The sequence below is a fragment of the Erythrobacter sp. S57(2025) genome (assembly GCF_057365055.1).
The window spans coordinates 2,402,160-2,415,850 of the sequence record NZ_CP200299.1 but is presented as its reverse complement, the minus strand read 5'-3'; the positions used below and the strand labels follow the sequence as shown (position 1 = coordinate 2,415,850).

Annotated in this window: 14 protein-coding genes; 9 read left to right on the top strand and 5 right to left on the bottom strand. The window is 56.4% G+C overall.

Annotated elements, in window-relative coordinates:
* Window positions 1-265: 265 nt before the first annotated feature.
* From secE to AC0V6N_RS11445, 5 genes are all read left to right on the top strand, one after another.
* The gene (secE, locus tag AC0V6N_RS11465) at window positions 266-490 is read left to right on the top strand and encodes a preprotein translocase subunit SecE (protein WP_486171681.1); all 225 of its coding nucleotides are present in this window, start codon (window positions 266-268) and stop codon (window positions 488-490) included.
* A 23-nt stretch (window positions 491-513) separates the two neighbouring features.
* Window positions 514-1,050: a transcription termination/antitermination protein NusG gene (gene nusG, locus AC0V6N_RS11460; RefSeq protein ID WP_486171680.1), complete on the top strand. Its 537-nt coding sequence runs from the start codon at window positions 514-516 to the stop codon at window positions 1,048-1,050.
* Between the two features lie 994 nt (window positions 1,051-2,044).
* The gene (locus AC0V6N_RS11455) at window positions 2,045-2,302 is read left to right on the top strand and encodes a hypothetical protein (protein ID WP_486171679.1); all 258 of its coding nucleotides are present in this window, start codon (window positions 2,045-2,047) and stop codon (window positions 2,300-2,302) included.
* Between the two features lie 48 nt (window positions 2,303-2,350).
* Window positions 2,351-2,536 (top strand): hypothetical protein, encoded by a 186-nt coding sequence (locus AC0V6N_RS11450; protein WP_486171678.1) that lies wholly within the window; start codon window positions 2,351-2,353, stop codon window positions 2,534-2,536.
* Window positions 2,537-2,582: 46 nt separating this feature from the next.
* Entirely contained in the window at window positions 2,583-3,470 is an 888-nt protein-coding gene (locus AC0V6N_RS11445; RefSeq protein ID WP_486171677.1) for a phytanoyl-CoA dioxygenase family protein, read from the top strand.
* Between the two features lie 3 nt (window positions 3,471-3,473).
* On the opposite strand, the gene AC0V6N_RS11440 is transcribed toward AC0V6N_RS11445, so the two are convergent.
* From AC0V6N_RS11440 to AC0V6N_RS11430, 3 genes are all read right to left on the bottom strand, one after another.
* Window positions 3,474-5,489 (bottom strand): hypothetical protein, encoded by a 2,016-nt coding sequence (locus AC0V6N_RS11440; RefSeq protein ID WP_486171676.1) that lies wholly within the window; start codon window positions 5,487-5,489, stop codon window positions 3,474-3,476.
* Between the two features lie 218 nt (window positions 5,490-5,707).
* Window positions 5,708-6,559, bottom strand: coding sequence for a hypothetical protein (locus AC0V6N_RS11435; protein ID WP_486171675.1), 852 nt, complete (start codon window positions 6,557-6,559; stop codon window positions 5,708-5,710).
* Window positions 6,556-7,032, bottom strand: coding sequence for an ABA4-like family protein (locus tag AC0V6N_RS11430; RefSeq protein ID WP_486171674.1), 477 nt, complete (start codon window positions 7,030-7,032; stop codon window positions 6,556-6,558). The genes AC0V6N_RS11435 and AC0V6N_RS11430 overlap by 4 nt, the downstream gene beginning before the upstream one ends.
* 435 nt (window positions 7,033-7,467) lie before the next feature.
* Here AC0V6N_RS11430 and rplK point away from each other — a divergent pair, with 435 nt between their 5' ends.
* The 3 genes from rplK (at window position 7,468) to AC0V6N_RS11415 (ending at window position 9,078) form a co-directional block, all read left to right on the top strand.
* On the top strand, window positions 7,468-7,899 hold the full coding sequence (gene rplK / locus AC0V6N_RS11425; protein WP_486171673.1) for a 50S ribosomal protein L11: 432 nt from the start codon (window positions 7,468-7,470) through the stop codon (window positions 7,897-7,899).
* 4 nt (window positions 7,900-7,903) lie between these two features.
* On the top strand, window positions 7,904-8,596 hold the full coding sequence (gene rplA / locus AC0V6N_RS11420; protein ID WP_486171672.1) for a 50S ribosomal protein L1: 693 nt from the start codon (window positions 7,904-7,906) through the stop codon (window positions 8,594-8,596).
* A 137-nt stretch (window positions 8,597-8,733) separates the two neighbouring features.
* Window positions 8,734-9,078, top strand: coding sequence for a hypothetical protein (locus AC0V6N_RS11415; RefSeq protein WP_486171671.1), 345 nt, complete (start codon window positions 8,734-8,736; stop codon window positions 9,076-9,078).
* Between the two features lie 2 nt (window positions 9,079-9,080).
* Here AC0V6N_RS11415 and AC0V6N_RS11410 read toward each other — a convergent pair whose 3' ends face one another.
* Window positions 9,081-9,842: a competence/damage-inducible protein A gene (locus AC0V6N_RS11410; RefSeq protein WP_486171670.1), complete on the bottom strand. Its 762-nt coding sequence runs from the start codon at window positions 9,840-9,842 to the stop codon at window positions 9,081-9,083.
* A gap of 39 nt (window positions 9,843-9,881) precedes the next feature.
* Window positions 9,882-11,405: a flavin-containing monooxygenase gene (locus AC0V6N_RS11405; protein WP_486171669.1), complete on the bottom strand. Its 1,524-nt coding sequence runs from the start codon at window positions 11,403-11,405 to the stop codon at window positions 9,882-9,884.
* A 115-nt stretch (window positions 11,406-11,520) separates the two neighbouring features.
* On the opposite strand from AC0V6N_RS11405, the gene AC0V6N_RS11400 reads away from it, so the two are divergent.
* On the top strand, window positions 11,521-13,560 hold the full coding sequence (locus AC0V6N_RS11400; RefSeq protein WP_486171668.1) for a TonB-dependent receptor plug domain-containing protein: 2,040 nt from the start codon (window positions 11,521-11,523) through the stop codon (window positions 13,558-13,560).
* Window positions 13,561-13,691 lie beyond the last annotated feature (131 nt).

The window sequence follows — 13,691 nt, the reverse complement described above, 5'->3', positions numbered from 1 at the left end:
CCCGTGCAAGGTTCGCCGCTCTTTGATGGGGCGCTACGCTAAAGCGCTGCGGGGCCGATGGCTAGAGGGTAATGTGCCAAGTCTGTAATGTGATTGAGGCAAGAGACACGCTTGCTTTTACCCTGCGTGCGCTCTATCTGCTCACCCATTCCGAAATTGATAGCAGCGTTTAGCCCCTCTGAGACCTTGTCCCGGACGGCGATGGCTCCTACCTCAAAGACGGTTCGAAACTCAATTATGCGAAAGCAAAGCGAAGGTCTTGATAATGGCTGAAATGAAAAAGGCCGAAGAAAAGAAGCGCAAAACCTCGATTCCCGAATTTGTGAATCAGGTCCGCACCGAAACGAGCAAGGTCGTATGGCCAACGCGCGAAGAAACAGTGCGTACTGCGATTTTCGTGTTCATTTTCATGGTGATCTTGTCACTGTTTTTCTTCGGCATCGACAGCTTGTTTAACGCCGTCGTCAACTTCCTGCTTTCGCTCGCTTAAGCGCACTCACGTAAGGACCAAACATGTCTCGCTGGTACATCATCCACGCTTATTCCGGCTTTGAAAACAAGGTGAAGGAAGCGATCATTTCCGAAGCCGAACGGCTGGGCCTGACCGAAGGCGTTGAGGAAATCGAAGTTCCGACCGAAACCGTGACTGAAATTAAGCGCGGCAAGAAGGTTCAGATCGAGCGTAAGTTTATGCCGGGCTATGTGCTCGCAAAGCTGCGGATGAACGATGATATCTATCACTTGGTGAAGAACACACCGAAAGTGACAGGCTTCCTTGGCAATAACAACAAGCCGCAGCCAATCAGCGAACGCGAAGCGGCGCGCTATTTCGGCGGTGTCGAAGAAGCGAAAGCCGCGCCCAAGCAGGACATTCACGTCGATTACGAAATCGGCGATCAGGTCAAAGTGCTCGACGGGCCGTTTGCCAGCTTCAATGGCGTGGTCGAGGAACTCGACTTCGACAAAGCGAAGGTCAAAGTCAGCGTTTCGATCTTTGGCCGGGCAACGCCGGTTGAGCTCGACTTTGAACAGGTCGAACTGGTCAAATAAGCGCTGCGCTGGATTTCATTAGATTTTCAGGATCCGCTGCTAATGGTGGCGGATGGCACAAGCCGTACCTCCTGCCGAAGATCTTCATTTTGGTGCCTATGACGGGGATCAGAATGAGCTCATCCTGCCTGCGACTGGCCAAAGGCTAAAATTTGAACGAACCGAAGGCGAGTATCTCCACTTCAGATATCTGGATTCTGAGGTGGAAATCCCTTTCCGAGCGGTTGAACGAATTGTCGAGAGTTCTTCTCCTCATCCGCCATCCATAGAAATGGCCGTTGGGATCGGCCCAAACAATGCTTCGGCGTTGACTGCTGAATATGGACTCTGGCGCAGAGTGGCTTGGTTTTTGCTCGAGTCCCTGTTGGTTCGCCTCGCCTTGGAAAAAGACGAGAACGCCTTCTCTTATCGCAGCGTGAGATTGGATGGGGGTTGGCTGTCAGATGGTTGGAGTGACCGGGTTTCTCTTTCAAGTGGAACTCACAAATTGTCAGAGGACAGACGGTTGGTCGGAGTGCAGCCTCGCCAAACTCTGATCCCAAGAGAAATGAGCCCACCCTGCGCAAAGCTTTTGCTTGGTAAGAAGCCAAAGGCGCAGCTGACGCGTGATATGGTAATCAGTGCAGGGCAGTCTCAGATCACAGCGTACTTGGAACAAGTGCCAAGGTATGAACTGGATGATGGCACCACTCTGTTCTTTTCAGAGGTCCTTCCTCATCGTGGCCCTGAGTATGCGCCAGCCCAACAATCCGGGATGCTCAAAGATGGCGTGGTGATTTTTGCAAGCCATCGTCACGGGTCCATTTATGGTGAGCCTCTTTGCCTCTCCGGAAACTCAAGTTCACTGTTAAGGAAGGCTGCTGCGAGAGATATCGGCAGTGACAGGATGAAGCCTAGCAGCGTCGCGGCTACGTGGCTTGTGGAGCACCACTTTTTCTCGCAACTGACGGCGTCTCTAGTCGATAGAACCCTCGATCGGGAAAAGAGGCCGTCGATGATTTATCCCAAATACGACGACCAACGGGTCTATTTTGATTGCCATTCGGCAAGCGCGGGAAGTCTGCCCAATGCCATTGGCTTGTCCGGCGGCCCGAAAGGCATAATCCTAAATGAGGGCGTTCAATCAAACCCTGACACGGTTGGCACACAGCAATCCAAAGCGCGCAAATTTCTAAACGGCGAAGACCGGTCTTACCGCAGGTCACGCACCCCTATTGAGAATGCAATCCTGCGTCTCATTGCTCGTTTGTGATATGCCGTTGATGCCGATCAGCGTCCTAGACCGAATGAAGCAACAGTTTTGAAAACCACCCCTCGCATCTGCAATCGTAAAAAGCGGTTCGCATCGCGTGAAGAAGCGGAGAATGTTGCAGCACGCGCTGATGTGACTTTGCGCGCCTATAAGTGCGAGCTGTGCAAGCAGTTCCACCTTACCAGCCGCACCAAAGGGATGAAGCTTCAGCGCAGTAAGCTGTCACAGGCTTGACCGTCCTGAAAGCGAAGTTCCATACTCCCAAGGGCAATGACGCTTTTTGGGAGAACAGGCCATCGCACAGATTGATCCAGCGACAGAACAGGCACTCGCGCCTTATCTGGGCGAACGCTCGCTAGCGGAGACGTTCGAGGCGTTTGACCGTGATGGCTATGTAATCTTCGAAAGCGTGCTGAGTGAGGCGGAGATTGAGCGGCAGGTCCAAGCTCTCGAAGTGTGGCTTGCCAAGGATCAACGTGGGCGAAACAATTTTGAAGGGGCAGATTCCAACCGCATCTACGCGATGATGGCAAAGGACCCCGTGTTTGCCGATCTGATTGCGCACCCGCTGCAATTGGCATTTGGCGAGCGCGAGCTTGGGCGCAGCTTTCTGCTTTACGCCTGCCTTGCGATCAATCTGCTGCCCGGCGAAACCGCGCAACCCTGGCACTTTGATGATAGCCACTGCAATCTCGCCCGCCCGCGCGCGCCGCTTTCGATGTCGACCTTTTGGTCACTAAGCGAAACGACAGACACAAATGGCGCAACCGAGATCATTCCGGGGAGCCATCTTTGGGGCGAAGAGCGGCCTGAAGGCGCATCTGGCCCGGAGGATTTCCTGACGGGCAAGGTGGATGATGACCTTCCTGATGGTGGCCATAAACAGGCGATCAAAGCGACGATGCCGCCGGGTTCGCTGATGATTGCGAAGGGCACTTTGTGGCACAGGGGCGGGGCGAATTCCTCGGATAACCGTCGCCTTATCGTCACGCCGCAGTTCTGCATGGGGTGGTGCCGTCCGCTTGAGCAGCAATTGTTGGCCGTGCCGCCAGAAAAAGCTGCGAAGCTCCCGCCGCGCGTGCAAGAGCTATTGGGCTATTCGATCCACGAACCGTTTATGGGGTATGTCGATGGGATGCATCCCAAACGCGTGCTTGAAGGCGCGTAATGCTTATCTGATCCGCGCGCGCAGGAAGACTTCGAAGCTGCGCGTGTCGTCGTAGCCTTCGGGCACACCGCCGCTTGGACTGATCCGAACGCGGCGGACATTGGGGTCGTAAGCGCCATTAGGCGTGTAGCTGAAATCAGTGCCCGTATCGAATTCCGAGTATTCTATTTGCGCGAGCGTGCAGCAGGTCAGCCCGGTCGCAGCAGCAGCTGAGCCATCGGCAAAATCAACCGGAACCGAGGTGGACCCGTCAAAGGCACCCGTCCACAGTTCAAGCTCGGCTGGTAGGCTGTCAGTGATCACCACCGAGTTGGCATCAATTGCCGCCCCCGGATTGGAAAAGGCGATGGTGTAGGTCTGGTCTGCGCCCGGAATGCGAAAGCGGTTGTCGCCGCTGGTTTCAGTCGAAGCGCTGGTTTTCGATACGATCGGCGGAGCGTCCGGACGCCTGCAAAACGGAGTGTCGGTGAGGCTGGGTGCGCTTGCGCTGGGCTGACCAAGCGCGCCTTGCGTGGCGCCGTTGGGAGGGAATTCTGTCATTGAGCTGGATGTCGTGGTTCCATTGGCACCGCCGCGCGCAAAGCTCACACTGACCCCGCCGCTTGTGGCGATCACTCCGCCGCCGCCGCCGCCGCCAGGCCCTTCGTTTTCATTGTTGGTGATCAGCTGATTGCCGCCATCGCCGCCATCGGCGATTACCGATGCGCCAATTAGTCCGCCTGATTGGACCAAGATCGTCCCGCCCGCACCGCCGCCGCCGGGGCCGTCATTGTGACCGGGTGTGGTGTTGTCGCCATTCTCGCCATCAGCGCGGATAGTACCGCCACCGGTGATGTTGCTAGCTGAGATAAAGACCAGCCCGCCGCCATTGCCGCCAGCACCCGGAGAATTGTTGTTGCCATCACCGGCGCCGCCGCCACCGCCAAGATACAGCCGTCCGGTGGGATCGTAAGTCATCGGGCGCCCGCCAAGGCCGCCCAGCTCACGCCGAAAGTCATTGCCCCATGACGCATCACCCGGTGGTGTCGTGAGAGCATCACCGGTGCGCGCATAGGTGTATCCGCCGCGCCCTCCGCCTGCTTGGCTGGTGCTGGCGTTCAGCGATGGATCAAGGTTCCAAGCCTGCGCCCATGTCGGATCAGAATTGTCCGGTACACCTTGGCCGCCCCAGCCATTGCCATTGTCGCCATTCGCGCCGCCACCGCCGCCGGCATTGTGGCCATTACCGCCGCCGCCGCCATTGGCTGGCGCGCCGCGACCGTAGAAATCGCCACCCGGAAGTTCACCGCGATAGCCTGCAATGCCTTCGCCCTTTTCCGCGCCATTGTTAGCGACGCTGCTGCGATATCCGAAAAAGCTTGAGCCTGTTGGAGTGGTCAAATTTTCAATCTGTCCGCCGCGAAATCCCAATCCTGACACGTCAATTGAGCCAGATAGTGTGAGCGTTTCCGATACTGTCATCGCGACCACGCCGCCGGTCGTGCCGTTCCAAGCGCTGGCCGTGATGGTGCCGTTGACAGTCAGGTTGCGGTATTGCGGTACGCGGATGACCTGCGCTTTGCCCGTGGCCGAATAGCTGAATTCTAGCCCTGAACATGCGCCGCCAAAATCATGCAGGATGATCGTGTTCCCGCTAATCGATTTAACCGTATGGAATTCATATCGGCCCGCAGAGCCCAGATTGGTGACCGTGCCATAAGCCGCGGTGTTGACGGCTGAGATCGTCGCGCCTTGCGCTTGGTAGAGCATCACCACATCGCCGACTTCAAGCGAAGGCAGATCTATCGCGAGCGAATTGACGGTGATTTGCCCAGCTCCCGCCGCAGCTGTCCCGGAAAGCGAGGCGTATTCATTGACCACTTGCGTGCCGGAAATACTGACGTCGCCATCCTTGCCCGGAGTCTCTGCCAAGAGCGGGCTGGCAGCGAGGATCAGTGCCACAAACACGCACAGCATTGCCACCAGCCGTAAAGGGCTGAACAAAGGCAAAAATGCATCAAGGCGTGCCGATGAAGGCATGGCGGTTTTCAAAGTCCTTTTTTAGTCCTGCGGGCTTATGCGCTAACTATGGTAAAGACTGAGTAACCATTTGGCTGAAAATGCGTTCGAGTATCAGCGTCCTCGATTTTGAATAATATTTCAGCTTATCAGGCTTTTACGCCTGAATTCGATAGCGCCATAGGGCATCTGTCGATGTAAATTCTTGTCAGAAATGCGCGGCGATGAAGGCAAAGCGCCTAAACCGGCCAGAATGGAAGTCCGGCGCGTGCTTGGAAAAACAGCGCGGTTGCGATGGCGATTTGGACCACGCTGACGATGCTGACGACCGCGACCGCGTTCCAGCGATATCGGTCCGCCAGCCACCCCGCGATTGGCACCGTTTGCATCATGTGCAGGCTGACGAAATGGGCAGGGCGAAGGTCGCCATATTCCCGCGACCAGCCGAAAAATGGCACCGTTGCTCCGCCGCCTGATAGCGGCGCGCCGACATATCGGCCTTCGCCAGACATCGTGTAGCCGAAATAGAGTGTTGAGAAGAACGCCGCCGTTAGCCCAACGATAGCGCCTAACCACAGGCCTTTGCGTGCCCGGTCGCCGCCTTGCTCTTTTGCGCGCCAAATCTTCCACGCCAGCGCCAGCGCGATTGTCATTAGGAACAGCGCGCCAAGCCCCATCATTGCGTACATGATCTGCTCAAACACGGTTTCGTTGTTGAAGTGTGAGCGCTTGGCTTGGCCTGCTTGCAGGGTCACCCAGACATACTCAAAAACAAGGCCGGCTGCGGCGAGATAGGAGAAAATGGTGATCAGCCACCCGGTGCGCACGCCGCGCGGGATCATCTGCATGAGCACCGCAATGGTGAAGAAATGCAAGGATAGCGATACATTGAATTTTTGCGGTTTCGTCCAGACATTCGCGCTGTCGAGCATCCGTGTGTCGATCAGCCATGCAGGCACAAAGACAATGAAGCTGGCTGCCATAAAGATGGCGAGCGTCAGGTGCAGCCGCGTGATGTGATCGCCATCAAAGCGCGTGCTGAAAGCGGCCCATTGGCCGGGATTGGTTTGGGTTGACGCGAACAGGTTCATGCGGGCGCTCCCTCCAACCCGGCGGAGGGATCGTCTGCATCGCTCTTACGGAAATACCCTGCGCGCATGGCGAGGAAGGTCGCAAGGCCAACCGGGCCAAACATAAAGGTCGCCACTAGGATGGGGGCTTGGATGACGCGGTTCACACCGACCTTATCCGCCTCCACCGCGATCCAGCCGCCGATAAACAGATCAAAGGCAAGATAATGGACCCAGCCTGCCAGTAGCATGTCGCGATTGCTCAACAGGGCCGCAACCTGGTCCAGCGAGCTGTATCCGCCGCCTTCGACCGTGAAGAAATGGGTCATGGCAAGGCCAGCATAAAGCAGCGAGAGGCCAAACGGGATCACATAGCGCGGGATTGCGGTCAGCAATGGCCATCGGCGCGGTAGAAAGATCAAGATCACCCATCCCAGCATCGCGGCTTGTCCGGCATATCCGAACCACTGGTCGGCACTGAGCATTGGGGGCATAGATAGGTGGTCCCTTTGTTTTGATCGGTGTATTGCTAGTATAATACACAGCATGTGTCCAGCGCGCCGTTCCCGCTTTCCTACAGGCCTTGTGCAAGCGTATCATGCGCTGTGCTCGCAGTGCTCTGGCAGAGCGGGCGTGATACCGGCAATTGGAAGGTGACAGTTAGCTTGCTCTATTATCCTCAAGAACCCCGGAATTCCGGGCCAAAGCGGGCTCACGCGTTTTTTCTAAAGCACCCCCTTTCGCGGTCCAGCCAGCGCGTTGCCCAGCAAATCAAAGCTTGCATATCGCGTCCCTCACGCTATGTGCCGCGCTCTCGTCCGTAACTGGGCGCGAATCCGTGCGGGAGGTTGTGATTGCACAGCCGTTGGACCGCTTAACATGAGCTGCGGATCGAAAGAGCGCAGCAACAGTGCGAAAGGAGGCCCATAGTGGCCAAGAAAATCGAAGGCTATATCAAGCTGCAAGTGCCTGCGGGCACCGCCAACCCATCGCCGCCAATCGGTCCGGCATTGGGTCAGCGCGGCGTTAACATCATGGAATTCTGTAAGGCGTTTAACGCCGCTACTCAGGACCTAGAGAAGAACGCCCCCATCCCAACCACGATCACGGTCTATGCTGACCGCTCGTTCACTTTCACATATAAGAGCCCACCGGCTTCTTACATGATCAAGAAGGCTGCCAAGCTGAAGAAGGGCTCATCAGAGCCTGGCAAAGTGTCTGGCGGCTCTATCAAGCAGAGCGCTGTGAAGGAAATCGCTGAGGCCAAAATGAAAGACCTCAACGCGAACGATATCGATCAGGCCATGAAAATCATCGAAGGCTCCGCGCGTTCGATGGGCATTGATGTAGTGGAGGGCTGAACCAATGGCGAAACTCACGAAAAAGCAAAAGGCTGTAGCTGAGCTCGATAGCTCAAAGCTCTACACCATCGACGAAGCCATCAAGGTTCTGCGCGAGCACAAAGCTAAGTTCGACGAAACCGTTGAGCTGGCGATAAACCTGGGCGTTGACCCACGTCACGCAGACCAAATGGTTCGCGGCATGATCTCTCTCCCTGCTGGCACAGGCAAGGATGTGAAGGTTGCTGTGTTTGCGCGCGGCGACAATGCCGACAAAGCAACCGCTGCTGGCGCTGACAAAGTTGGCGCTGAAGACCTCATGGAAGACATGCAGAACGGCAACCTCGACTATGACCGCGTGATCGCCACGCCGGACATGATGGGCGTTGTTGGCCGTCTTGGTAAAGTGCTGGGTCCAAAGGGCCTGATGCCAAACCCTAAGCTTGGCACAGTCACTCCAAACGTCGAACAAGCCGTTAAGGACGCCAAAGGCGGCCAGGTTGAGTTCCGCGTTGAGAAGATGGGCATCATCCACTCAGGCATCGGCAAATTGTCGTTCAAGGATGAAGACATCAAAGCCAACTTCGAAGCGCTGACGCAGGCTGTTGTGAAGGCCAAGCCATCAGGCGCGAAGGGCAAGTATGTGAACAAGGTATCTGTGACTACGACCATGGGTCCAGGTCTCAAGATCGACCTTGCTGGCATCGAAGGCGCGTAATCACGCCATTCAAAGCTAAGTATAAGAGCGGAAGAGCGATACACACGTAACGTTTTCCTACTCTGACACGAACTGACATAGGGGTCGGCAGCTGACGCTTCCGGCCCCTTGTTGTTTCATGAGTTAGGAAATGCGTGATGCTTACCAATGGTCCAAACGCGATCCTTGCCGAAGAAGAGAGCGGCGTTGATCTGTCTTGGTATGTGATTGCCACTGCGCTTGCGGGGCTGGCGATGATCGCGAATTATAGCTTGATGATTGGCATGGTGCTTGGCGCTGTTTTGATTGTCATTGCAGCAATCCGGACGGGGTTCTGGCTCTGGCTTGCCCCTGAGCAAGGCGCACCCGCTTCGGAACGCGATGCGCTCGTGGAACGGTTTCGGCAGCTCACCAACAATCGCAGGCTGGCAAGGATCAAAGAGCTGGCCAAGCGAGGTTCCAGATTTGGCCTCAATCGTCCCAAGTTCAAATTGGCGCGCTAAGCTCAGATACCGCCCGGCGTGAAGTCATAACCATTGGTTGCGAGCCCATCGCTCAGACTGTCGACGGCGCTTTTCACTGTCTCTGCACTGGTGGACCGGATCACGAAGTTCGCGCCAACTTTGCCTTCGCGGAAGAACGGATAAGACCCGATCTGGCAGCCTTCATGTGCTTCTTCGACTTCGCGCAGCAGGCTCGCAATCTCGCTTTCAGCAACCCAGCAGCCCACTGTCTCTGAAATCAGCGGTGCACCGCCTTCAAGTTCTCCGGTAAGAGCATCAAGCATGCCCGCAGCGATATGCGGGACGCCTGCCATCACAAATACATTGCCGTGGCGGATGCCTGGCGCCCCTGACTTCTTGTTGCGGATCAGCTCGGCGCCATCAGGCACACGTGCCATGCGCAAACGTCCTTCGTTCAACCCACCGCGTCCTTCGTAGTAACCCTCTAACATGGAGCGTGCTTCGGGGTGGATCACCACTTCAACGCCGAGCGCCTTGGCCACGGCATCGACGGTGATGTCGTCATGAGTGGGGCCAATTCCGCCGGTCGTGAACAGGTAGTCGTTGGCGGCGCGCAGGGCATTTACCGCTTCGACAATCCGATCCTCGTCATCGGAAACAACGCGCACTTCGGCCAATCGAATGCCTTGCACCTGAAGCCAACTGGCGACTTGTGCGATATTCTTGTCATGGGTGCGACCGGAAAGGATCTCATCACCAATAATGACAAGGCCAGCGGTCCAGATTTTGTCAGAAGAACTCATGACCCTTCACCTAAGGCAAGGCGCGCATGAATTCCACACTCATTCGGCAGCTTCGAGCTGTTCCTCAGGTTCCTGTGCATTGGCACCGGGCCGGGTAAAGGTGAGCAGGCCATCATCGACCGGATCATTCTTCAGCAGCTTGCGGTCGGCAACATATTCCTGATTGAGCCGCCACGGATAGGCGCTCGCATTTTTTGGATTGATGTCTTTGCCGCGCGCAAGGTAGCCGCTGGAATAGTCGCCGAAGATATCTTCGACCTCCAACTTGGCTTCCATCTCCGGTGTCAGCACGGGCGTTGCTACCGTCGCACCGCTAGAGCGCATCTCGTTCAAAACGCGGCAGACATAGTCGGAGTTGATATCCGCCCGCAGCGTCCAGCTGGCATTTATGTATCCGAACACAACCGCAAGGTTGGGCAGGTTGGAATACATGCAGCCTTTGTAGTAAAAGCGCTCAGCAAAATTGACCGGTTCACCGCCCACGCTGACGTCAATCTTGCCAGCGATAGCGAGCTTCAAACCGGTGGCTGTTACAATGATGTCTGCCTCCAGCAGCTCACCCGATTTCAGGCGAATGCCATTGGCTTCAAACGCTTCGATATGATCGGTGACAATGCTCGCTTTGCCGGCTTTCATCGCTTCGAAAAGGTCATCATCTGGCACCAGACATAGACGCTGCTCCCACGGATTGTAGGGCGGGGTAAACGCGTCCTTGTCGTAGCCAGGGCCAAGCGCCTTCTCGATCCCTTTATACAGCTGATCCTTCACTTTTTGCGGCTTGTTGCGCGCCATTTTGAACGCGAAGTCTTGCATACGGATATTTTTGAACCGCGTGATCGAATAGGCGAGCTTTTCGGGTAGTACCTTGCGCAGGAAATTGGCCAAACCGTCCTTGGCAGGGCGCGCAAACATCCATGTCGGCGTGCGTTGCAGCATAGTGACGTGCGCTGCTTTGTCTGCCATCGATGGGACAATCGTCACCGCAGTCGCGCCGGATCCAATCACCACCACTTTCTTGCCCGAATAGTCGAGGTCTTTGGGCCAGAATTGTGGGTGCAGCACTTGCCCTTCAAACGCGCCCAGCTCAAAGCCTGCGTCATAGGGTTCATCATAATCGTAATAGCCTGAACCAAGATAAAGGAAATTGGCCGTCAGCGCGGTGCGTGAGCCGTCCTCTTTTTCCATCTCAACATACCAACGCGCCTCTGCTTCGCGGAAGTCTGCACTGAGCACCTTATGGCCGAAACGGATTTTCTCGCGAATGCCGCGCTCGTCGACAATGCGGTTCAGATATTCGAGAATTGCGGGAGCGTCGGCGATCGATTTCTCATGCTTCCACGGTTCAAAGTCAAAGCCCAGCGTATGCATATCGCTGTCTGAACGGATGCCGGGATAGCGGAACAGATCCCATGTCCCGCCCAAATTTCCGCGCTGCTCGACAATAGCAAATGAATGGCTCGGTGCCTTCATCTGCATATGCGCGGCCATACCGATACCGGAAATCCCTGCGCCTACGATCAGCACATCTATGTCAGGGGTCACCAAGTCTTTTTGGGCTAGCATTGCGTTTCTCTCTTCCCTTGTTGATGACGATCAAACCACACGAGAGGCGAAAAAGCGAGTCAGGATTGCAAATTGAAACTGACTTTGCCGCGCAATACTATTAGGCGCTTTTCCCATGACCCCTCAATTCCGCTTAGCAGCCTCCCTCATCGCCATCACAATCGCTTCCCCGGCCCTCGCGCAGCAGGATGATCCTGTCGGTGCGGCGGAGAGCGGAGAAGAAGGCGCGGAGATTGTTGTCACAGGCGAAGGGTTGGAGCCTGCGCTTTCAAGCATTGTGTATTCAACCGTTACATTGGAGCGAGAGGAAATCACCTCAACCGGCTCTGGCCGCATCGAAGATGTGCTCGGTAATGTTGCCGGCTTCCAGCAGTTTCGCCGTTCGGACAGCCGTTCCTCAAACCCCAGCGCTCAAGGGGTGACTCTGCGCGCGCTTGGCGGGAATGCAACCAGTCGGGCGCTCGTGCTGCTTGATGGCGTTCCTATCAGCGATCCCTTCTTCGGCTACATACCGCTCTCCTCCATCTCGCCTGACACGCTCAGCAGCGCGCGCGTGACGCGTGGCGGTGGCTCTGGACCGTTTGGCGCAGGCGCGCTTGCCGGAACAATTGAGCTCGAAAGTGCGGGTCCAGAGACGCTTGGTGGCTTTGCCGGCAGCGTGCTGGTGAATGATCGCGGGGAGACCGAGGCAAGCGGGGCTGTCGCACAGAAACTGGGTGGCGGCTTTGCAGTTGTCAGTGGCCGTTGGGACCGCGGGCAGGGTTTCTTCACGACGCCTGAGGACCAACGCGTTCCAGCGAGCGCCCGCGCGGCATTTGACAGTTGGAGCGTGGGCCTGCGCGGAGTTGCGCCAATCTCGCCTGACATTGAGCTTCAGGCGCGGGTGAACCTATTCGAAGATAACCGGACCCTTCGATTTGAAGGCGCAGATTCCAGCCATGAAGGTCAAGATGCGAGCCTTCGCATTGTGGGACGCGGGGATTGGGAGTTTGATGCGCTCGCGTATGTGCAGTCACGCAATTTCTCCAACGTGGTGATCAGCTCGACGCGGTTTGTGCGCGTGCTCGATCAACGCAACACGCCATCAACGGGGCTGGGCGGCAAGTTTGAGCTGCGCCCACCAATTGCCGAGGGACATGACGTGCGGATCGGCGTCGATTTCCGTCAATCCGATGGTGAGCTTCAAGAAGAAGCCTTTAGCGCCTTCACCACTTTGCTGCGTGAGCGGCGGCGTGCGGGCGGCACAAATAGCAATTTGGGCTTTTTTCTGGAGGATGATTGGCAGATCGGACCGCTCGTCCTCACTGGAGGATTGCGCGCAGATCGCACCAGTATTCGCGATGGTTTCTTTCGTGCGGTGAATGCCAATGGGGAGGTCGTAAATGAGACCACTGCGCAAGACCGCTCTGACTGGGCGCTGAGCTGGCGTGCAGGCGCTTCTTTTTATGCGACCCGGCGACTGGACTTGCGCGCGGCGGCCTATGCCGGGCTGCGCTTGCCAACACTGAATGAGCTTTATCGTCCGTTCGTCGTCTTTCCAGTGGTCACACAGGCCAATGCCGAACTTGAGAATGAGCGGCTACGCGGGTTTGAAATCGGATTGAACTGGCAACCGGTCAATGAAGTCGTCTTCTCGCTTACCGCTTTTGACAATGAGGTTGAGAACGCGATTGCCAATGTGACGCTTGAGCCGAACCTTCGCCAACGCCAGAACCTGCCCGCGCTCAACGCGCAAGGGTTTGAAGGGGGATTGGCGGTTAAAGTGGGCGCGGTCAGCTTTGATGCCTCATTGGCCTATACCGATGCGACCATTGCCGGCGAAGGCACTTCGCTGGCGCTCGATGGCAATCGCCCGCCGCAAACGCCAGAATTTGCAGCCTCTGCGACATTGGTTTGGCAACCTAAAGATGGCTGGCGGTTGGCTGGCACTGTGCGTCATGTCAGTTCGCAATTTGAGGATGATCAGGAAACCGACGTGCTGCCTGCTGCGACTACGATCAATCTGTTCGCTCAGGTGCCGATCAGTGGCCAATTCTCGCTGATTGCGCGGGCTGAAAACCTGCTCGACGAGACGATTGTGACCCGCAATTCGAGCGGAGCGATTGATCTCGGCGTCCCTCAGACATTCTGGCTGGGTGTTCGCTTGGGCCTCTAACGCTAGGGAGGCTGCTCGCTTCACTTGCAATAAAATTAGCGTTGTAAGTGGCATTGCGCACCTATGCTGCGCTGCAGCACAATATGTTGCATTTTTGCTACTACCTTCGCACAACCCGCCGCTAACACTTG

Bases quoted from the DNA above. Each gene is read 5' to 3' on its own strand.
- AC0V6N_RS11400 (WP_486171668.1), top strand. From the start codon at position 11,521: ATGACCCCTCAATTCCGCTTAGCAGCCTCCCTCATCGCCATCACAATC.
- rplA (WP_486171672.1), top strand. From the start codon at position 7,904: ATGGCGAAACTCACGAAAAAGCAAAAGGCTGTAGCTGAGCTCGATAGC.
- AC0V6N_RS11410 (WP_486171670.1), bottom strand. From the start codon at position 9,842: ATGAGTTCTTCTGACAAAATCTGGACCGCTGGCCTTGTCATTATTGGT.
- nusG (WP_486171680.1), top strand. From the start codon at position 514: ATGTCTCGCTGGTACATCATCCACGCTTATTCCGGCTTTGAAAACAAG.
- AC0V6N_RS11415 (WP_486171671.1), top strand. From the start codon at position 8,734: ATGCTTACCAATGGTCCAAACGCGATCCTTGCCGAAGAAGAGAGCGGC.
- AC0V6N_RS11455 (WP_486171679.1), top strand. From the start codon at position 2,045: ATGATTTATCCCAAATACGACGACCAACGGGTCTATTTTGATTGCCAT.
- AC0V6N_RS11440 (WP_486171676.1), bottom strand. From the start codon at position 5,489: ATGCCTTCATCGGCACGCCTTGATGCATTTTTGCCTTTGTTCAGCCCT.
- AC0V6N_RS11405 (WP_486171669.1), bottom strand. From the start codon at position 11,405: ATGCTAGCCCAAAAAGACTTGGTGACCCCTGACATAGATGTGCTGATC.
- secE (WP_486171681.1), top strand. From the start codon at position 266: ATGGCTGAAATGAAAAAGGCCGAAGAAAAGAAGCGCAAAACCTCGATT.
- AC0V6N_RS11435 (WP_486171675.1), bottom strand. From the start codon at position 6,559: ATGAACCTGTTCGCGTCAACCCAAACCAATCCCGGCCAATGGGCCGCT.
- AC0V6N_RS11430 (WP_486171674.1), bottom strand. From the start codon at position 7,032: ATGCCCCCAATGCTCAGTGCCGACCAGTGGTTCGGATATGCCGGACAA.